This is a genomic window from Stutzerimonas stutzeri, assembly GCF_009789555.1.
In the GTDB taxonomy this organism is placed as follows: Bacteria; Pseudomonadota; Gammaproteobacteria; order Pseudomonadales; family Pseudomonadaceae; genus Stutzerimonas; species Stutzerimonas stutzeri_R.
Genome location: NZ_CP046903.1, coordinates 36337 through 55722, shown reverse-complemented (window position 1 = coordinate 55722; position 19386 = coordinate 36337). Strand labels below are relative to the sequence as shown.

Below are 19386 nucleotides of genomic sequence, written 5' to 3'. Positions count from 1 at the left end.
CTGACTTTTTTGTTTAACCTTAACGGTCATTCGGTAACCCAGCTTTCAACCACATCGCTGCCGTGTTCGGCTTTCCAGGCTTTCAGGGTTTTGTGGTTGCCCCCTTTGGTGGAGATTGATTCGTTGGTGTGGGGATTCACGTAGGTCTTGACCTTACGCTCTCCACGCTTCTTGGGCGCCGCAGCAGCTGGGCGCTGACGGGAATCGGGGTCCAGGATTGCGATGATGTCCCGTAGGGACTTGTTGTAATCAGCCATCAGAGCGCGCAGCTTTTCTTCGAACTCCATTTCCTTTTTCAGGCGGTCATCATTGTTCATGCTTTCCAATCGGGCCTGAAGCTCTTTGATAGCTTCCTCGGTCTGGCGGTATTCAGTGATGAGAGACATTTTCGATCCTTTCCTTATGTTGGGAATGCGCAATTAGATCGCGTGTGAGCCAAACCCGACAAGAGTAAGGCATCCGTAGGTTGCAAGCGTACCGAAAGCAAATATGCCTGCATACCAAAATTTACCGCGTATGAGCTGAAATGTGTTCATTTGTGTTCACGAGTGTTACTCGCCCTCTTTGGAGTCAACTGGTGTGGTCGGTTCGTTCTATCTGTACAGCTTCATCTAACCACGGACCAGCAACAACCCAAGCGAGGTTTAACGCCTGAACGACATAGCTTTAAGGCGGGGGTATAGAAGACTCATGGCCTCGGAGGTAAACAGTAGTAATTGCATATCCAATCCCTGTTCTACCTCATCCAGAATCTGTCCCACCAGTGTCTCGGCCTCATAGCCCTGCTCCATAGCTTCCTTCGCTAGTGCAAATAGCAACTCGGTGCTGGACGGAGACTTCATCGTTGGCTGAAGCAAATCGTCTGATGCGGAGTTTGTATCAAAAGTAGATGCATCGAGGGATGCAGGATTGGATTCAGCTGCATCAATTAGCGATGGTGCAGTTATGGGTTTACTTGCAGCCTTGGGGGCCGGCCTGCTCTTCTCTCGCATTTGCTTCGCAGCTTTGCATATGGCTTTGGGTCCATCGTTGCAAAGTGTTTTTTGTTCCTGGTCTTCCAGTCCACTGATTCTTTCTGCAGCTGAAATACTGATTTCGCCAGACTTCACAGCGTCTAGCAGCTCGGGCACACCCTGGCGAACGACCTTGCAAGCTGAAGATATGGATCTGGGGCTAACGCCCATAATGGTTGCTGCGTCCTCAATCGTAATGCTCGCCTCTTCATCTGCGGACTTCAAGGAGGAAACCTCTGCTGCGATCAATGCTCGCTGCGCAACGCTCAGTTGCCGACGATAGAGGTTTAACGACAGCACGAAGCCTAACGCGTCGTCGCCTGTGTACTCCTCCGTCGCTGGCTCAATATCGAGATCACAGCAGCTCCTATAACGATTACGACCGTCAAGAATCTTGCCCTGGAAAAGAACGATAGGATGTCGCAAGCCATTGGTGCTGATATCTGAGCGGAATGTGACGTATTCATCTTCTTGCATCATCGGGAACAGCTTGGCGTAAGGATGAATTTCGTACTGTGTGACCATGATGCGGAGCCTGGCTAGTTGATGGACTTACGTTATCAGTCATCAACATGATCCGGTGCTTTAAACCTACCAGATTCTGGTAGGTTTCCTGCCAACAAAAAAGGCCGCGTCGAGCGGCCTTTGATTGGTCTTCATTGTGCTTCGTTGTTTGTATCTACCCGTCAAACCCTCTCTTTCTCAAGGGCAGTGATCAGTGCCTCAAGTTCCTTAGGATCGGGGTTTGTTTCGACGATCCTCAGCGTTTTATCAGACAGGACCTCCATTACGCACCAGTCGATGCTTCGGAGATCTTGTCCCGGCGCGGGCGGTTCGACCCAATAAGGGAAAGAATGCACGACGCTAGGCTCTGACTTTTTCTTCATTGTGGCTAACCTCTTGCTCAGTCAGCAATATCAACAGTTGCGGCACGCTGGCTGATGTGACACTCAGCTTTGAAAGGCCACCTGTTGCGCGGGTGCTTTCAGACCAGGCGTATCATGTCAGATTGGGTAATATCAAAAATCTTTTGCATTAATTTGGCATTATCCCTGATGGGACGGCAGCTGGATTCTAGGAGTTCTCGTTTCGCGCAGGGTGTGCATTTTCTCCAGTGCTCCATCACGGCTGCGTACAGCTCAGCAGTGGATTCGTCAATAAGGTCATTACGGGTTAGGGTTTCCGTCAAGCGCATGCTATCGAATCGAGAGATTGCCCGATGAGAAACTGGTGTGCTGGTTTTGGTTGGCTGTTCCATGTTCGCCTCCGAAATGCTCGGCTGGCATTGTGCCATCATGCAAGAAACATAGGCACATCATATTGATATTTTAGTACGCCGTTCGTTCCGATCACCTCACTCATTTATTCATATATAAGCGTCGTTCTAGACATTTTTGCTAAATGAAACTTTCTGGTGCTGTAGCCAAGGGTCATTTCTTGGCTGAACAGCGGCGCATGAAGCTCCAGCTGCCCATCTTCGAGCTTGAAGAGCACGCTCCTGCTGCCTCTTATAGGGTCGTTGGTATTGATCACCTCTAGGGCCTGCGAAAGGTTCGTTTTCATTTGTTCGTACTGTGAAGCATCCAGCGTCAGCCAGGCCGCATCCAGGATGCTTGTTTCGTCGAAGGCCAGCAGAATGTGCTGCACCTCTGGGTACAGATCATTCGCCGATATGACCTCTACTACTGGCCCATTCGTGAAGCTGAACCCTTGTTCGCTCGTGACTATGAAATCTTCCAAGACTGATTTCATTGTGCTCTGCCCTACCCGCAATCCCAGCGGCAGGCTTAGGTCGCTGCAACGTTCCTTAGGTGCGAAGGCTTCTTCATCGAATTTCAGCGCGCTTTCCATGACTGTCCTCTTTGTGGTGAGTGAGGACATGTTGGAGTTTTTTTTCAGCTATGTGCGCTGGAATCCTGCAGCTTTGTTGTCGCTTTAAAAAATAGTTCGCGTCGGGCGTCGTCGAATGCAGGCCACTATGGCAACGGCGGCGCTCGAAGTCCTTTACTATGAGTGCGCATGCTCAAAGCGCTGCCAATACGGCAATTGGCCGTCCACGCTTGGGGCGTTATGCCAGACGGCATCCAATTTGGCAGCATCAGAATTCCAGCAGATGCTGATGTTTCACAGTGAAACATTGATAAGGCTTCATCTCCTGACTTCACACCAGCCCATTCCTATTTGTTTATCGCGGCGTAGGGGAGGGGCGCATCAACATGTTTCACGGTGAAACACGCAGACGATAGAGTCGCCTCACTCGCTCTCTATGTGATTGGAGTGAGATCTGGGTGACCCATCATAATCAGCATCACATAGTGGGCGCTCAAAGGCGCGGGCATGCTGCGCTCAGCCTGCCATGTTTCACTGTGAAACAACGGCAGCAGCAGATCAGGGCGGGGCAGGGCAGGGCAGGGCGGTTGAATGTTGGGGGGTGGCGATATGCCACTCAAGCTGAGGGCTCAGTCGATAATAACGGGCAGTGTTTCACAGTGAAAAAAAAGGCCCCGTCATGAGCAGGGCCAAGGTAGTGCTTCGATAAAGCTGGCTATTGGATCGACTCAATAGCCTTGCGGATCACTTCCTGAGCCGCGCTCATGTCCAGATCCTTAGGAAGCTTGAGGCTGATCGTGTTCTTCCTGACCGTCATTGATGCAGCGCGTCCATTACCCAGCGTCAATTCAGAGGTGCTAAAGCTAGGTGATCTCTGCTTGTTGCTATCGTCCTTAATGGTCTTCTCGATCCACCTTAACGCCGCCTCTTGGCTGATGCCTTCTTCTTCGATCTTCTGTAGCGCCTGCAAAACCAGATCTGGATGAGATTCGCCGGCCGTTACAAAGTCAGCAATGCTTCGGCCGCCAACCAGGGAAGGGTGGGTTTCGAGATACTGAATTGCCTGGGGAGGAAGCTTCATGAATGACAAGCAGCGGGTTACGGACGCTAGGCTTGCACCAAGCCTAGAAGCTAGCGCCCTTTGATTCTTGATCTTGCCTCGGCTCAGGATCTTCGCGTATTGCCGGCCCTTCTCGAAGTCCGTTAAGTCGGTATGACCTTCGTTGTCGGCGACCGCGAGTATTTCGGCCTCAGCGTCATCAGCTTCGATGATTCGGATTGGAACCGATATCCAGCCAAGATCTGCGGCTGCTCGGTACCTGCCATAGCCGCCAAGCAGTTCCAATTTACCGTCATCCAGCAACCTAACCAGAACTGGCCTGGTGATCTTGCCTGCTACAGCAATCGAGGTCGTAAGACGCTCCTGCTGATCGTCGGTACGCGCGAGGCGCGGTTGGATCTCAGGATTGACGACAATGCGGGAGAGGGGAGCTACGGTCGCGTCACCCTGATCAGCATGCTCATCAGCACTAGGATACTGGGGGAGGGCGGTAGCGCTTGCAGAATGTTCATCAGCGGGCTGCTGCTGATCTTTTGCCTTGAGAATGTCGTCAAGCGTGACTCCAAGGCTCGCCGGTGGAATCTTGCTTGCACTCTCCTGCTTCTGCAGTTGCTGCAGCTCCTCGACCGAGGGCCGGTCCTGGCCGAAAGGCCGCACCTTCTTGGGCATCTGAACCTCCGTTGTGGTGACCTGATTAGCTCAGCGCAATCAGTCGATCAAGAATTTCACTGTAAACAGACCGCATGGCGCCAGCGGAATTGTCAGAAGCACCCTTCCAGGTAAGGATCGGCAGGCCCAGTTCGAGGGCCTTGGAGTAGTCTTCGGACATATACAGCTTCGATTCCGTAACGCACCCAGGGAAAACATCTTCCAGCTTCGCCAGGTGTTCCATGGCCCGTGGGCGATTCTTGATAAACATCGTAGGAATGGCTGCTACGGCCGGGGTGCGACCGTACTCCTCGTGGGAAGCGCGAAGACGGTCACCCAGGCGGGCGAGGGCGCGCGAGGAGAATTTATCCATCCTGATTGGGCAGACAATCAAGTCACAAGCGACAAGACTGTTGCGAGTCATAAGGGATGCTGTAGGGGCATTGTCGAAAATAATCACGTCATAAGAGCGCAGGTCCACACCGGGGAACTCGCCTTTCAGCCCCTTCGAGATGAGGGTGGCGTAGCGGTAGTCGTGGTTCTGCGATGCGTTGATGCCAATCTCCAGCTCTTCCAGCTGCTCCTCCGATGGGATGAGGTGAGGCCCATACTCACCAAAAGGCTTTTTGATGATCTCATCGAGGGATTTGGGGGCGAAAAGTCCACGAATGCCCAGCACGTTGCCAAGGCTTCCGTCTACGCCGCGATCTGCAGGAATTCCAAGGTCCTCCAGCTCTTCCGGGGTGAGGTCGGGATAGTAGCCGAGCATCTCCGTTGCATCGCTCTGCGGGTCATTATCGATGATCAGGACCTTCAGCCCCATGAACCCCAAATAGATCGCCAAATTCACGCAGTTGGTGGTTTTGGCCGTACCCCCTTTCTGCACGTATGTGGAGATCGTCATCGGCCGCTTGAGCGTCCGGGTAAGCCCTTTGCTGCGGCGCATGGCTGCGATCTGGAACAGGTCAGCAGGGGAGTACACACGACGCGCAACCGAGCCGCTACTAATCCGACGAATTTCGATTCCTGGCTCTTCTTCGACCAGGCGCAGGGCGCGCTGAGAGATGCCCAGGCAGTCGGCGGCAAACTGAGGCGCGTAAGCGATCTCATCGTAGTTAGGGTAGGGCGGTCGGGTGTTTTCCATGTCGATTCCTTGAGTGATTTTGGTGAGACTTTACACGGTGTGCGTTGTAAATCAAGTCTGCGTCATACGCGAGCGTTGATTAGAGCTAAAAAGCTTACGTGGAAAGACTTATAAGCATTTTTTACGGCAGGTACAAAAAAGCCCGCATAGGCGGGCTCAGAGAAGAGGCCAGCGTTATACCGCAACGGCATCCGGGAACAGTTCTATCAAGTCCGGGTATTGATCGAGCACATGGGCCGGGGGGAGGGTGGTTGTGCCGTAGAGCGAGCCCGACTGCACAGGATCGTTGAAGAAGAGGGCGTTATTTACGGCAGCACGATGCACATCAAGAAGGGCAAGCACTGCCGTTTCAGCGTCCGAGAAAGCTGAATAGCGCTCGCCTAGCTCCACATTCCAGCGCCGGCCGTGGTTGCTCAGGCGAACAGCCTTGGCCAAAGCGCAGAACTCCTCACGAAGCAACTCATGTGGTGCGGGCTGGCTATCTGTGGTGGTCATGGATTCAACCCTCAGTCCTGGATGTTTGCGGCACGAGCGTGATCAGGGCGCGTCGGTACCGAGCAGCCTGATCCGAGCTGAGTAAACCTCGGGCTTTCAATGCCTCAAAGATCGATACGGCGTACTTCATGGCCTCGCAATCGTCGGCGTGTTGATCGATGACGACCACCGGGAAGGCAGATGGCGCGTCGTGCGTTGCCCCGATGGCAAGCGTCTGCACGACCCAGCCGTGATCTGTCTCCACTTGATCAACCGTGAGGCGCGAGATTGCAATGATGATTCCGCGCTCGATCAGATCGAGCATGCGCAGCTTCGCGTGCGGAGCCTTGGGCTTGATGATTTTGGCTTGCATGGGTGTCTCGTTGCAGCGGGAGATGTACTCAAGTTACCAACGATCCAAGGGAACCCAAGCTGACCTGATGCCGGCCATTCAGGTGGAGTGGCAGCGGCCGGGGAGTGGATATAGAGATATGCAATATCCGATAATCACCAGACTCGGATATTGCACAGAAGGCCGCTGCACAGCAGAATCAGGACAGATTTCATCGCCTGGAATGTCCTATGCCGAGCCCAAACAAAACCGCGCCTGCGCCACTGTTCGAGACGTACCAGAGATTTCAGGCCCTCAATCACCTGAACCTCAACGCTGAGCTACCGGCCGTCCGCGATTACCTTCAAGCATTTCCGGCCGAGCTTCGCGCCGTAGATGGTTACCAAGTCGTTCGGAGCTTCCTCAACTCCTACGCCGGCAACGAAACCACGTTCAACTCCTACAGAACGCATGCCGAGCGCTTGCTGCTATGGTCGCTGCTGATCCGCCGCAAACCCATCCTGGATCTGACCCGCGTCGATGCCGAGGCCTTCATGGAGTTCTGTCTGAATCCTCCTTCTGGATGGGTCGGCCCGGTGGTCAAGTCACGATTCAACCGTATCGGCGGACGCAAGGCCCAAGACAGCGATGTCTATCAGGTCAACGAGGCTTGGCGCCCCTTCAATGCGGTCGCCCCGAAGCGCGCCAAACTCAATTCAGGAACGCCCTGCCAGGAAAAAAAATACACCCCATCTCAGGGCTCCGTGGCGCAGATTTTCGCCGTCTGCGGCAGCTTCTATCAGCACGCCAATGATGAAGGTTTCACCGAGGCAAATCCTTTCCGGGCGATCAAGCAGAAGACGCGGTACAAGCAGAGAAATACCTGGGAGGTGGGCAGTCGGTCGCTCACGCCCCTGCAGTGGGACTACGTGATCGAAACCGCCGAGAGAATGGCTGATGCCGATGACGCACATGAGCGCACCCTGTTCATCCTAGCCACCATCTTCTCAATGTACTTGCGGGTGTCCGATCTGGTTGGCCGGGATAACTGGGAGCCAACAATGGGGGACTTCCGGCGCAACGGACAGGGCATTTGGTTCTTCCATGTGGTCGGAAAGGGCAACAAAGCTGCCAAAATCAGCGTTCGTGACGACTACATGAACACCTACATGGCGCGATACCGGCGCCACCTTGGCCTCTCAGCTACACCTGCCCCTGGAGAGCGCACGCCGCTTCTGCAGGCACTCAATGGGCGCGCCGGGTTGAGTGATCGGCAAATTCGTCTGCTCATCCAAGGAGTATTTGACCAAGCCATCGAACGGATGAAACACGACGCCTGGAACGAGGCGGAAATCGAAAGTCTCCGTGATGCGTCTCTGCACTGGCTGCGCCACACCTCAGCAACCTTCGACGCACCGCTGCGTGATGCAAAAGATCTGCAGGCTGATCTGCGCCACGAGAGCATGAGGACCACGGTCGATGTCTACTACAACTCTCTTGATGATCAGCGGGCCAGTTCCGTCAAAGGGCTGCCAGTCAGGAGGCAGTAGCTCACGGGTGATCGCCTAATCGACTGTGCTTGCCGCAAGCAGGCGTCGAGAGCTATGTGCGGGCCATACAGGGCTACCAATACCTCATTGGCATTGTCCTAGTTTTCTTACCAGAAAGTGGTGACCTTTCAGGCCTTCCATGTGTGCGGGCTATGGGAGAATGCCGGCATGGCATTGGGATTGCGCTAAGTGTCGTCATGCTGGACTCATATCAACCTACCTCAGCGAACAAACCACGGTAATCGACAATGGCCATCTTCGACGAGATGCGGGAACAGCTTCAGGAACTGCTGGATCTGGTAAAGCAGGACGAACAGTACACCGCAGCTGTCGCATACGGCGCGTTTAAGGCTGATGAGGGCTCCGCCCAGGCCCACCGAAAGCGCGTCCTACGCATCGTAGAGCTGAAGCGCAACTTCGGACTGAAGTGATCGAGGGCATCGACCATGGGCATCATTGCCGCTGACCCAATGGGTCGCATTCTGCGAGTTACTGCGGTGCTGTGCATCACCGTTGGTGTCATCGCACTTACTGACTATTTCAGCCTGTTCCGGGCTATCGGCGTCATGTGTGTTGCACTGTCGCCTATCGTTTTTGCCTACGGCTATTTCCTCCGTAAACCTTGGATTACTCGGGTAGCTTCAAGTTTGATCATCACTGGGATGATCTTATGGTTTATCAATGCTGACATGGGTTGGCAGGATCGTTACTGCATCTTATCTCCGATTGGCTGCTGAAGTTTTTGAGGAAATTGTATGAATGTTTGGGTACTTATTTTGTCCTTGGCGACTGGAAGCTCAAGTGGTGGCCAGGCAATAACACATATTCCAGGATTCTCCTCGCAGGAGAAGTGTAACGCGGCAGCTGCGGCTTGGTTAGAAAAGGCCGTGAGAGAGCACAGTCCGGTCCATCCAGCAGCCGTTTGCGTTGAGTTGCGATAGGAGAAGAATATGAAGCGCTACTTAATATGCTCACCTGACGAGTCGGTTACAAATTGGCCACCGCGGTCTGTATTTGCAGCTACAGCAGATGACGCGCTGAACAAATATCTTCATATGCCATGGTTCCCGTAGTGGCGTTTGGGTTGGTTGCCGCCTACAGCGTAGGCCTACTTGCAGACTGTGAGCAGCCGTTCTGTGTAAATATCGCGAAGCAATAATGGGTAATGCTTGGGTTTCCTTTTGGGCGAGGGATAATTTCATTCAGCCCAGGAGGAAGTAACCATGTCATTCGCCTTCACGCACGAGCAACAACCTGCAATTAACTCGCTTGCTCGCCTGATCAGGCTTGTCGCATTCGCCGGAACTGGCAAGACAACCACACTGGTTGGGTATGCCCAAGCTCATCCCCAACAGCGCATTCTCTACCTCTGCTACAACAAGAGTGTCGAGATAACGGCCAAAGAGAAATTCCCACTCCATGTGACATGCAAGACCTCACACGGGCTTGCTTATGGCTCGATGGGTGCGAAGTACCAGCACAAGCTCACCGGGAATCTCAGGCTGACTGATATCGCCCGCGCGATTTCGAGTCAGAGCTGGGATTTCGTGCGCGCGGTGCAAGACACTCTCAATGCCTTCCTGGCCAGTGCGGATGACAGCATCACAATCGATCATGTGCCATCGAGCAGGCTCAAGAACGAACGCATGAAGCGCGCCGCAGGAAAGATCGTCGCCAGCGCCGATCATCTCTGGAGTCGAATGCTCGATGTCCGCGATACGTCTGTGCTCCAGAATCATGACGGATATCTGAAAGCGTGGGCGCTCACCCGACCGGATCTGTCGAAGCGTTTCGATATTGTGCTGGCGGACGAGGCGCAGGATATCAACCCTCTGCTGGCCGGCGTCCTTGCTGACCAAGCGCGCTACGGTATGGGTGTTGTTGTGTGCGGTGACGGCCACCAGATGCTGTATCGCTTCAGGGGAGCCGTCGATGCGCTAGATGCTCACTGGCTCGACAAGGCCGAGACGCACTACCTCACCCAGAGCTTCCGCTTCGGCCCGGCCGTCGCGAAGGTGGCGAACATGATCCTGCACTTCAAGGGCGAAACGCGGCCGCTGGTAGGGCTGGGCGAGGCCACCCGAGTGACAAAAACCCTTCCCGAGGACCTGGAGCACCGTACCGTTCTCTGCCGCACCGTAATCGGCGTCATCGAGACGGCCCTGATTGCACAGGCCAAGAATGATCAAATCTTCTGGGTCGGCGGCATCGATAGCTACCACCTGCAGGACATCGAAGACCTGTATTGGCTCTATGCCGAGCAGCGGGACAAAATCAAGAACAAGCGCCTGATGCAAGAATATCCTACGTTCGACCTGTACGAGGAAATCGCAACAGAGAGCCAAGATGCTGAGATGCAGCGCACGCTACGAGTGGTCGAGCAGTACAAAAACGCCCTGCCCGACCTCTTTGCCAAACTTCGCCGCACGGCAGTCAAGGACGAGCTGGAAGCCACAATCTCGGTCAGTACAGCGCACCGTGCCAAAGGTCTGGAATGGGATGCGGTGGAGCTAAGCGATGATTTCTCCTTCGAGCCGTTCAACCCAGAAAACACCCTGGAGCAGTTCGAGGATGAAATGAATCTGCTGTATGTCGCCTGCACGCGAGCGATGAAGGTTCTGGCTATCAACGGACCAGTGCTGGAAATCATGCACGAATTCGTGGGCCGGCGTGACGGCAAGCGGCCGAATATCCCCCTTACCTTCAAGCGCGCAGCAGAGGCGGCGTAGTCCTTGGGTTTGACCAATGCAGCGGTAGTGTGGGCAATACCAGCCTCCCGGAGTGCCCCCGATGTCCGAGCTTTCGCCTTTGACCATCGTCACCGCCTGCAGACTTGAACTTGCACTGACGCCGGTACCGATGCCCGTGATGCCTAGCTCCAGAAGCGAGCATTGGCTGGCCTTCATCTTGCCGAGCAGTTCCCAGTACGGGTTCGAGTTGCACCCTGATGTCGTTGAACGTATTCAGGCGTACATGATCGAGCACCAGACCGAGTGCCTGAACGATGGTTGGCGCAACTACACGATCTACGGGCGCCGTCTCGCCGGCTGTAACCCTAAGGCTGTTGCCGAGCGGCTTAGCCATGTGTGAGTCGATTGAGTTCAGCTCCTTCGTGGACTGGTTGGAGCACCAGGGCGAAATCGACGGACCCGTAGTGGTGTCGGTCACGAGGAGCAGATTTTCCGGCAATCACCAGGACTTCGCTCACGGCCTTGTCGAGGCCCGGCTGGACTCTCCTTTCGGCCGACTGTCGATCATCAGCGGCTGGTCGGCTTTCGTGCAGCCTCGACGTGCGGACGGTTGGTATGTCGAGCATCGGCCCGATGCAACGGGCGCAGGAATTACCTCCGAACATCCGGTTGTCATGACGGTTGAGGCGGAACAAATTCGCCTTGAAGCCCGCTGCGAGGAACTAGCGAAAGCGGCCTGGGACTTTTGGTCCTATCAGGATCTTGAGCGCTATGTGACTCCCCACCTGCTCAGCTAAGCCCCCACTTCCCTGCTCTTGGGTTTAAGCGCCCATGAGACAGCATTGCGCTGCACCTTCAACAAAAACGGAGTTTTCACATGTCGGTTACGACTAGCTCAATCCAGGTTCATGTCCTGCCCAACAAGGCCACCATCCATCTCCACGAGGCAGATCGCGAGCTGGTAGGCGTCCATGGCGTTGAGGTTGATGTCATGGATTACCCCTCCCAACAGGCGACGGCGGCGCTGAATGCCTTCAATGCGAATGTCACCCTGAACCGAGCCGAACATTTCACCCTGATGGTGTTCGATCCCAAGAAACAGAGCTGGCTGACGCCCCCTGAGGGCCATCAGACATTCCCAAGCGACGGCGATTACAGTGGCATGCTGGATGTCCCTCTCCTACCCCTCGGGTGCGTTCTCGAAGCCGAGAAGGACGTTGCTTATGAAGATGGCGATGGCCAGCCGATTATGGCCGGATCGAAGTGGAAGGTCCTCGCGGCTGATCGGGCGACCGTGCGGCTGGTGTGTGAGGATACTGAGGCGGAAATCTTCATGCCCGTCTGCCAGCTTCATGAGGGCCTGGTGATCAACACTGGCTACGATGAAGACGCGCATCTGAGCGCCGATCAGCTTGACGATAAGTACAACCCCGAAGGCGCCGGTGAGCATCCGATGTTCACTCGCCAAATGTGGCGCGAGGCGGTGGCCAATGAGGACACGATCTGCGGCTATTGGTCGTGGTTGGTGAGCGAAATCGCGCAGGCACACTGGAAGTAGCGGCCTTGATCGCCGCATAGCGGCCTGTTGTTGAAGCTGAGGGCGGTGGTGATTCAGCCGAACCACTTCAAAATGAAGCCTGGGACTGACCGCTACGCTTTCCAGAATCCCGCAGGAGACGCCTCGCAAGGTCGTTCTGCGGGTGTGGCGTGTAGTCCTAGCCCTCAGCGTCCAAAAGGAGCACCAGCGAGCCCATAGGGGCCGTAACTTGAAGATTGCCCGCCATGCCCGCCATGCCCGGCTGTTCGTGCCGGCAAAATCATCTTGGCATCAGCCCCACGCCAACACCCCAGCGTTTGCACGAGATTGCTCAAGCCCCACCAGAGCATGAGTCGGCCCTACGACTTCAGGACGCGAGAAACAGTACCCCTGAAACCACGCAGTATTCCTAACCGGATGCAGCAGGTGGTCGATATCTTGCGACGACTCGACTTTCTCCATGATCAGGTGCGTCTTGTTGGCATAGCAGTGCCGGATTGCTGCATCAACCCAGTTCAGATTTTCCGTGGTCTGGATTGCCGGGAGATCGATCTTGCAGAAGTCCCAATCGAACGCCTCCAGGCGCTCTTGATTGGCGTGTTCCTGCCCGAAATCATCAATGGCTACCTTGGCTCCGGTGCTCTTGATCGCACGCAGCCGCCTCACAAGCTCAGCGCCACGCATATCGGAACTCTCTGGAATTTCGATCACCAGGCGATTGCGGACTTCTGGATCAAGCGCCATCAGTTTCGATTGGAACAGGCTGAAGAATGTACGGATGTCGAGTGTTGCAGCGGATATGTTCATGAACACGAGCAGCGGTGAATGGAGCTGCGCCGTGCTGGCCTGCAGCATGTGCAGCACCTCAATGTCGAGCGCGAACCATGAGGCCATCGACTTGCCGGCCATGAAGCGAGGTGGGCTTAGCACGGTGTCGCCAAGCTGCAGGCGCGCCAGAACCTCGGTTGCGACGGCGGCTCCGTCGCTGCTGTGAATGGTTTGCTGGGCAATCTTGAGCATGTGGCCCTCGGATCGTGGAGGTTTCGGTTATCTGCAATTCCCAGCCAGGCGGAAGCCTGCTTGTTCGGCCTGTGCAGCGGTCTGGAAGCTAACGCGGTTGTGCTCGCGCACGAGGTCATAACTGGGGCAACCAGTCGGCAGGTGATAGACGCGGCTATTGCGGTTGCCTATAACGCTGCCTGCCGTGGCGCCCGTCATTTGTGAGTGCTGCAAAATAGAGCGGGAATTCTTCCCCTGGAAGGGATGAGTGGCCACGCCCGGTGTCGCAAGTCCGTCGCCACTCGGTTGCTGCCCCACCGTCCAGGTGCGCTCGCCGGTGACATAGGGATTGCTGTGCCCCATCACCTTCGCAATTCGCCGGTCGCGTTCGAGTTCCCAGTCGCTGGGTGGGTACATGCGATCCCAGGCGGTAAAAAGCTGCTGCTGCTGCCGGGACATCCGCAAGCCGTACCAGTCGTGCATGTAGAGCTGCACACGGGCCACGAGTCCTTTGGCTTCGTCGCGAGGCTCGGCTGCACGCTGGTTGAAATCCACGCGGGTCGCGCATGCGCCGTACTGATAGGGGGTTTTGGAGAGCTGTGCGTAGTTGTAATGGGATCGGTCAGCGTTGACCTCACCGACGACTACGGTGAGGTTGTGTGCATCGGCCTCCATGGCGCGGAACACAGGATCGGTCGCCACGCAGTTCTTCCGCCCGCCGTTCTGCCAGCATTGGCGCTGGTGACCAAACGACCAGGCCGGCGTTATGTGCTCGTACTCGATCCGCGCCGCACGCTCAGGTAACGCTCGAACCTCATATCCGCAAGACCGGGGGTCGATGCGTCCACCCGTGCGACCAACCCAGCGCCATGTGCAGCCGCAGTAGGTGTCACCCTGAAGGTTACGGTCGAAGTAGACGCGCTCGCGTAGCTCAACTTTCGCTTGGTCGAACGTCGCCGGTGCGGCAGTGCACACCAGTGAGATGGCAGCCGGAAAAGCAGCGAGAATGAGGGCAGTGGTTTTCATGGAGCACGGCGTGGGTAGTTTCACGCCATGCTATAGATCGAAACCCGGAAATTGGGCTGGTATCTGACACGATTGTTGTCAGTTTTAGACTTCCGTGCTTCCTACCCATTCGCCGGCTATGAAAGCATCTGCACCATCCTGGGTGCGGTCTTTCAGTAAGCCGGCTATGGCAAGCAACGCCTCATGTGTCCAGCCAGATGCAGGAGCCGGCTCAGCATGAATCCGCGTTCCCCGCAGATCGCAGATCTCCAAGGGACCGTTGGCGATGGTCACCAGAATGTCAGGCTCGCCAGCATTCACATCAGTAACAAAGCAGATCATTTTTCCCTCGCTGCTGCCTGTCGCCATTCGTCTCTCATGCGCTGATACCGAAGCATTTTGAGAGCTTGGCGCTCCTTCTCCACAAGCACTTTATGCTCGATGGCACGAAGCATGGACCAGGTATTGCGTGGAAGCTTCGGCGGCTTTCCGTCAACGTAGGGAGGGTAAGCGCCATCTTCTACGCATGGATGCGACCAGTCCAACGCATTGGATTGTAGCTCTTCCCGAACAATCCGAGCTGCGTGCGACCAGGCGATATCGCCATCTCCTTCCCCTCCGTCTGGGCCGTAGTCGGTCCAGCAGAAAAATGCCGTGCGCTTGGGTGTCAGCATGTCGCCCAAGCGCAACGAGCCTTCCCGGTGACGGTACCGTGAGCGGTGGGAGGGTTTCCGACTCGCCCGCTTAGGGGTGTGGTAGGCCGCGCACGGCCCGTCCAGATCGATGCTGTAGCCGAGCGCTTTCGCGTGGACGGCCACGCGCTTGCTTAGCTTCTTCAAGATGCGCGGATTCATGCGTCGGCTCCCTTGGTATCCTCGTTCGGCTCTGCTGGAAGCGGCATCCAGAACGCTACCTTCGCCTGGTAGTCAGCGCCGTATCCACCGTCGATATAATCGCCGTTGTTCAGGCAGAACCATTTCCCGTCGCGGTACAGCCCCTCAAACCCACACACTGCATGCTGACCTTCGTATGTGCCGTAGCACCAGACCGTGCCAGCGTCACGCTCAGGCAGACGATCAGCGACGTTGATCCATCCCCCTGCGTCCCGATGGAATGCGTGGTTCTGCTCAGGCAGGGTGTCCATGGGCTCAATTACCTCTTCTGGCGCTTGCTTAGCGAGAAGGTCTGCGTAGGCATTCAGCAGCCGCTCTACCCCGCTGCCACCGAATGGCCCAAAGATATCGATGCACGCGTTCCAAGTATCTGGATCGAAGCCGTGCCCCTCGCACAGATACTCCCAGTCTCCGACCTCGTTGCGGCGCACCTGAATGCCATCAATCTCGAACTCACCCTGGTCCTGCCGCGCCTTAGACGATGGAGCCTCGGCCCACTTTGTGCCTGGATGTTCGTAGGCCCACGGCCCGCTGTACGTCGAGAACGGAGAGCAGCATTCACGCCGGAAACAGCGCTGCTCGCAACGATGATGGCATTTCCCGCCGTCAAGACAGGTTTCGCCCAGCAGCTCGGTTGGTTGTTGTGTGCCTTGTGTGGTCATGCTGCAGCCCCTTGAGTTGTAGGTACGCATAGCGTCTCACCTGCTCGAAGGTACCCAAGTGCTCTGTCGGTCGCCGTACTTCGTCAGCGCCGGGATCACCTCATTCGCGCTTCCGGTTACGGCTGCGAGCGCCACCGGCATCTACCCATCCAGGATGTGGATGACGAGCGCTTGGCTCGCGGTAGGCGCTGGCGGCCACGCTTGGGATTCATTCAGATCGCGAGATGCTGGATGAACAAAGCAACAGGAGCTGCCGAATGTCATCCCCAGCCGTCGCCACAACCCCCGAAGTCGAAAACATGCTGGCTCGTAACGCTGTCGTTGCCATCGGCGTAAGTGGTGGCAAAGACTCAGACGCCTGCGCAATCGCCACAAGCGAATATCTGGACCGTATCGGTCACACCGGGGCGCGCCTACTGATCCACGCAGACCTTGGATCAGTGGAGTGGCGGCAGAGCCTGCCCAAGTGCCACGCGCTGGGCGAACGACTGGGCTGGGAGGTGGTGGTTGTAGAGCGTAAAGCGGGAGGGATGATGGAGCGCTGGCAGACTCGCTGGAACAACAACGTTGAGCGCTATAAAAACCTCTCGTGCGCAAAGCTGATTCTGCCCTGGAGCACTCCAAGCATGCGTTTCTGCACTTCAGAGCTGAAGAGCGCTGTGATTGCCAGCTATCTCAAGAAGCGTTTCAAAGGCCAGGAAATTCTCAACGTCACCGGAATTCGCCGGGAAGAAAGCGCCGGTCGCCGCAAAGCGGACGTTGCCAAGGCAGATCCACGCCTTGCTCAGCGCGGCGCCCAAGGTTTCACCTGGAATCCGGTGATCGAGTGGAAGATCGATGAGGTGAAGGCTGCGATTGCGCGGCGAGGCCTGGAGCTTCATGAGGCCTATACCCGGTACGGGATGACGCGTGTTTCCTGCGCTTTTTGCATCATGTCCTCAGCGGCAGATCTGAAAGCGTCCACCACATGCACCGACAACCAGGACATCTACCGCACGATGGTCGAGCTTGAGGCCAGCTCAACATTCGCATTCCAGTCTAACAACTGGCTGGGCGATGTCGCTCCACACCTGCTGGGCAGCGAGCTTGCAGATCGGCTTCAAGCTGCAAAGCGGGCGGCACAACTGCGCGAGATTGCAGAGAAAAAAATCCCCCTCGGGTTGGAGTACCAAAAGGGCTGGCCCACTCGCCTGCCGACGATGGACGAGGCGAAGCGGCTTGCTGAGGTTCGGCATACGGTTGCAGGACTCGTAGGGGTTCAAGCGGGCTACCTTGATCCGGCCGCGATCCTTGAGCGCTACGATGAGCTGCTGCGGACACGTATCGACGCCACCCCTGCTGTGCCGGTCCATCTGGCGTTCGACTCCAGTCAGGCCAACAGCTGGGGGCAGCAGGCGGCGTTCGGCTTCTGAGGCGGGCACTTGGGTTTCTGCAGGATGAAGTGATGCTGAACGCGTCCAAACCATTGCGCAGAGGTACGCAGCATGTTCAAGCCCAACTCTCGTGTTATCTGGAGCAGCACTGATTCAGATGGGCCGGGGCCGGTGGTGGCCACGGTAGTTGGTCCTCTGAGTCCAGCTGAATACGACCGTGAAGAGGTCGGGTCGATGTTCACGATCAGCTTGCCGAACGGAACCACGGAAACCGCGTTCGCGGATGAGCTTTCGGCGGCGGATGCGGCGCCCGATTTTGCCGTGATGGACCGAGCCGAATTGTCAGCCTGGTATGAGGAGAATGTCGGCTACGATCTCGGTCAGGATGATCCAGCGATGACGCTTGAGAGCTATCGCCAGCAGTGCGGTGAAATGTTTGCCCTACACGCGCTGGCCCGATGAGTGTTTCTGATGGATCAGGGATGCTGTAGCCTCCGTTTACGGCCATAGCGTCCAGCCCATTCCAGTTCGAGCGGCCAATACCCGGATGATTACTTGGACCTTCTTTTTCGTATCGGTGATCGCGGCCTGTGTTCACCGCTACAGCGGCAATCATCAGAAGTGCACGATCACATTCCTACTGCTGGGGGGCGTAACGCTTTGGATGCGGGAGGATTGGGAGCAGATGCCTCATATCTTTAGCGCCGACACCCAACTGGTGATCTGGACGGTGTTGCAAGCCATTTTCGCTGGCATTGCCTTCTATGTCCGGGACATTCCTGTTGAGGATTCACACAGGTCTAGTGGCGCCTCGTGAGTGCCGTGATAGCAGCGCTTACACATGCCGCTGCCGTCAGACGTTCATACCCACCCACTGCGTCATGCATATTCACCGCGCATCAGGCCCGGCGACGCAAGCATCCTTATCGGCGGTCCGCTAGTGGAAAGTCCGGGATCTGGAGACCTCTGGGGTCACGGTACGCGTTCCAGCTCCACCAGGCAGTCGGGCCGTATTCGCTGTTGTAATGGTTCACCTTGTCCGCCTTGCGCTGAAGGTACTCCGGCGTGCCCATTCCAAACACCTCCATCGGGAATTTTGCGTCAACATCGAGCAGCCAGAAATCGGGGAAGACGCAATCCTCGTCGGCGTCAAACCGCATTGGCTTCTCAAATGCCCGACCTTCGGCGCGCAGCTTCGACTCGATAACGGCCTCGAACCCAGAATCGAGTGGAATCCACTGCTCAGAGAGGTGCATCAGGGCAATGTCCAGGATCTTGCCATAGGCGCTCTTGGCACCGGCTTTCATCTCGACGTGGGCGATAGCCATGACGGTATCGCCTCGCATCCAAGCGGATAATTCCTGCCGGAAACTCTGGTGCACCCGGCCCCACTGCCCTTTCTGCAGGTACAGGGTCGGCATTCCAAACGGCCAGCTCAGCGGCAATTTTTCAAGCCCATCACCGTGTTTCTGGGCGTCGTACCGAGCAAGCGGCGCGACCACAACCAGGCGCCTTTTTCGTTCCAGCGCTTGTGCGGCTACCCGTTGGTTGGCCAGTGCGCCTTTTCCATCCTTGCGCGCAGGCACCAGCAGAACATCAGCGATGGTCAGCCTGTCCGTTGCGACGCGTTCAGCTGCTCGGCGAAGGGCACTGCCCACTACCAATGCGTTGCGCTTGCCTGCCATCGCCGGGTACCACGTATTCAGCCGTGATTCCTGCCATAGCAGATGCAGAAGGCCCAGCAGAGTCATCGCAGGTTTGCGAGCACCGGGGCGGGAAGGAGCAGGCTCGCTGTCATCAGCCGCTTCCCTGGCCGGGAGAATCCTGATGCCGCGTGCAAGCCTGATCCGCAGCTGTCCATCATCCCCCTCCTCCACCACGCCCTTGTCGTAACCCTTCATCCCGGAATGCTCGGGGGCAGGCGCATAGAACCTGCATTCGTTGGCGTGTTCGTACCCGGTCAGGGGGAATCGTGCCAGGTGGTAGGTGCCCGCCCGAGGCTTGATTGCCAGCTTTCGGTCACCCCTTCCAGGACAACAGCAGGTACCGTGTGAATGGCCGTAGTGTTGAGCCAACACGCGCTGCCAATGCGCGGCGAAGCGTTCGGCAGTCTGAAATTCCTTTGAGTACCGTTTGTCCCCGATCAGGACGGGGAAGATATGATCGACCATTGCAAG

Annotated in this window: 24 protein-coding genes; 10 read left to right on the top strand and 14 right to left on the bottom strand. The window is 56.4% G+C overall.

Annotated features, from left to right (window positions below; translation table 11 throughout):
* Positions 1 to 26: 26 nt before the first annotated feature.
* The 8 genes from mvaT to GQA94_RS22155 all read right to left on the bottom strand — a co-directional run bounded on the left by mvaT (position 27) and on the right by GQA94_RS22155 (position 6542).
* Positions 27 to 386: a histone-like nucleoid-structuring protein MvaT gene (gene mvaT, locus GQA94_RS22190; protein WP_044314875.1), complete on the bottom strand. Its 360-nt coding sequence runs from the start codon at positions 384 to 386 to the stop codon at positions 27 to 29.
* Between the two features lie 258 nt (positions 387 to 644).
* On the bottom strand, positions 645 to 1538 hold the full coding sequence (locus GQA94_RS22185; RefSeq protein WP_063542353.1) for a ParB/RepB/Spo0J family partition protein: 894 nt from the start codon (positions 1536 to 1538) through the stop codon (positions 645 to 647).
* Positions 1539 to 1998: 460 nt separating this feature from the next.
* Complete coding sequence (locus tag GQA94_RS22180) at positions 1999 to 2271, bottom strand: hypothetical protein (protein ID WP_141239065.1); 273 nt, start codon at positions 2269 to 2271, stop codon at positions 1999 to 2001.
* A gap of 104 nt (positions 2272 to 2375) precedes the next feature.
* Positions 2376 to 2864, bottom strand: a complete 489-nt coding sequence (locus GQA94_RS22175; protein WP_044314872.1) for a hypothetical protein — start codon at positions 2862 to 2864, stop codon at positions 2376 to 2378.
* Positions 2865 to 3558: 694 nt separating this feature from the next.
* Positions 3559 to 4572: a ParB/RepB/Spo0J family partition protein gene (locus tag GQA94_RS22170; RefSeq protein ID WP_044314871.1), complete on the bottom strand. Its 1014-nt coding sequence runs from the start codon at positions 4570 to 4572 to the stop codon at positions 3559 to 3561.
* Positions 4573 to 4597: 25 nt separating this feature from the next.
* Complete coding sequence (locus GQA94_RS22165) at positions 4598 to 5695, bottom strand: ParA family protein (protein WP_063542355.1); 1098 nt, start codon at positions 5693 to 5695, stop codon at positions 4598 to 4600.
* A 174-nt stretch (positions 5696 to 5869) separates the two neighbouring features.
* Entirely contained in the window at positions 5870 to 6190 is a 321-nt protein-coding gene (locus GQA94_RS22160) for a hypothetical protein (protein ID WP_063542357.1), read from the bottom strand.
* 4 nt (positions 6191 to 6194) lie between these two features.
* Entirely contained in the window at positions 6195 to 6542 is a 348-nt protein-coding gene (locus GQA94_RS22155; RefSeq protein ID WP_063542359.1) for a hypothetical protein, read from the bottom strand.
* Positions 6543 to 6751: 209 nt separating this feature from the next.
* Here GQA94_RS22155 and GQA94_RS22150 point away from each other — a divergent pair, with 209 nt between their 5' ends.
* The 7 genes from GQA94_RS22150 (at position 6752) to GQA94_RS23480 (ending at position 12298) form a co-directional block, all read left to right on the top strand.
* Positions 6752 to 8050 (top strand): tyrosine-type recombinase/integrase, encoded by a 1299-nt coding sequence (locus GQA94_RS22150; protein WP_044316034.1) that lies wholly within the window; start codon positions 6752 to 6754, stop codon positions 8048 to 8050.
* A 248-nt stretch (positions 8051 to 8298) separates the two neighbouring features.
* The gene (locus GQA94_RS22145) at positions 8299 to 8481 is read left to right on the top strand and encodes a hypothetical protein (protein WP_044316033.1); all 183 of its coding nucleotides are present in this window, start codon (positions 8299 to 8301) and stop codon (positions 8479 to 8481) included.
* Positions 8482 to 8496: 15 nt separating this feature from the next.
* A complete protein-coding gene (locus GQA94_RS22140; RefSeq protein ID WP_044316032.1) occupies positions 8497 to 8787 on the top strand; it encodes a hypothetical protein in 291 nt (96 codons plus the stop codon).
* A gap of 486 nt (positions 8788 to 9273) precedes the next feature.
* Entirely contained in the window at positions 9274 to 10779 is a 1506-nt protein-coding gene (locus GQA94_RS22135; RefSeq protein ID WP_044316031.1) for a UvrD-helicase domain-containing protein, read from the top strand.
* A 61-nt stretch (positions 10780 to 10840) separates the two neighbouring features.
* A complete protein-coding gene (locus tag GQA94_RS22130; protein WP_158190219.1) occupies positions 10841 to 11140 on the top strand; it encodes a hypothetical protein in 300 nt (99 codons plus the stop codon).
* The gene (locus GQA94_RS22125) at positions 11133 to 11537 is read left to right on the top strand and encodes a hypothetical protein (RefSeq protein WP_158190218.1); all 405 of its coding nucleotides are present in this window, start codon (positions 11133 to 11135) and stop codon (positions 11535 to 11537) included. Before GQA94_RS22130 ends, GQA94_RS22125 begins: the two co-directional genes overlap by 8 nt.
* Before the next feature lie 80 nt (positions 11538 to 11617).
* Positions 11618 to 12298: a hypothetical protein gene (locus GQA94_RS23480; protein WP_044316030.1), complete on the top strand. Its 681-nt coding sequence runs from the start codon at positions 11618 to 11620 to the stop codon at positions 12296 to 12298.
* Between the two features lie 270 nt (positions 12299 to 12568).
* Here the strand turns inward: GQA94_RS23480 and GQA94_RS22115 are convergent, their stop codons facing one another.
* The 5 genes from GQA94_RS22115 to GQA94_RS22095 all read right to left on the bottom strand — a co-directional run bounded on the left by GQA94_RS22115 (position 12569) and on the right by GQA94_RS22095 (position 15836).
* Positions 12569 to 13297 (bottom strand): EAL domain-containing protein, encoded by a 729-nt coding sequence (locus GQA94_RS22115; protein ID WP_044316029.1) that lies wholly within the window; start codon positions 13295 to 13297, stop codon positions 12569 to 12571.
* A 27-nt stretch (positions 13298 to 13324) separates the two neighbouring features.
* Positions 13325 to 14302: an endonuclease gene (locus GQA94_RS22110; protein ID WP_063542341.1), complete on the bottom strand. Its 978-nt coding sequence runs from the start codon at positions 14300 to 14302 to the stop codon at positions 13325 to 13327.
* 84 nt (positions 14303 to 14386) lie between these two features.
* Positions 14387 to 14650, bottom strand: coding sequence for a hypothetical protein (locus GQA94_RS22105; protein WP_125869317.1), 264 nt, complete (start codon positions 14648 to 14650; stop codon positions 14387 to 14389).
* Complete coding sequence (locus GQA94_RS22100; protein WP_019405861.1) at positions 14620 to 15135, bottom strand: hypothetical protein; 516 nt, start codon at positions 15133 to 15135, stop codon at positions 14620 to 14622. The genes GQA94_RS22105 and GQA94_RS22100 overlap by 31 nt, the downstream gene beginning before the upstream one ends.
* Positions 15132 to 15836, bottom strand: coding sequence for a DUF551 domain-containing protein (locus GQA94_RS22095; RefSeq protein WP_125869316.1), 705 nt, complete (start codon positions 15834 to 15836; stop codon positions 15132 to 15134). The genes GQA94_RS22100 and GQA94_RS22095 overlap by 4 nt, the downstream gene beginning before the upstream one ends.
* A 257-nt stretch (positions 15837 to 16093) precedes the next feature.
* Between GQA94_RS22095 and GQA94_RS22090 the strand changes: the two genes are divergently transcribed.
* The 3 genes from GQA94_RS22090 to GQA94_RS23550 all read left to right on the top strand — a co-directional run bounded on the left by GQA94_RS22090 (position 16094) and on the right by GQA94_RS23550 (position 18026).
* Positions 16094 to 17248 carry a phosphoadenosine phosphosulfate reductase family protein gene (locus tag GQA94_RS22090; RefSeq protein ID WP_044316244.1) on the top strand — a complete coding sequence of 385 codons (1155 nt, stop codon included), beginning with the start codon at positions 16094 to 16096 and terminating at the stop codon, positions 17246 to 17248.
* A gap of 72 nt (positions 17249 to 17320) precedes the next feature.
* Positions 17321 to 17671 (top strand): hypothetical protein, encoded by a 351-nt coding sequence (locus GQA94_RS22085; protein WP_141239064.1) that lies wholly within the window; start codon positions 17321 to 17323, stop codon positions 17669 to 17671.
* A gap of 223 nt (positions 17672 to 17894) precedes the next feature.
* A complete protein-coding gene (locus tag GQA94_RS23550; protein WP_256371966.1) occupies positions 17895 to 18026 on the top strand; it encodes a hypothetical protein in 132 nt (43 codons plus the stop codon).
* A gap of 106 nt (positions 18027 to 18132) precedes the next feature.
* Here GQA94_RS23550 and GQA94_RS22080 read toward each other — a convergent pair whose 3' ends face one another.
* Positions 18133 to 19380, bottom strand: a complete 1248-nt coding sequence (locus tag GQA94_RS22080; protein ID WP_063542345.1) for a DUF1173 family protein — start codon at positions 19378 to 19380, stop codon at positions 18133 to 18135.
* Between the last annotated feature and the right edge of the window lie 6 nt (positions 19381 to 19386).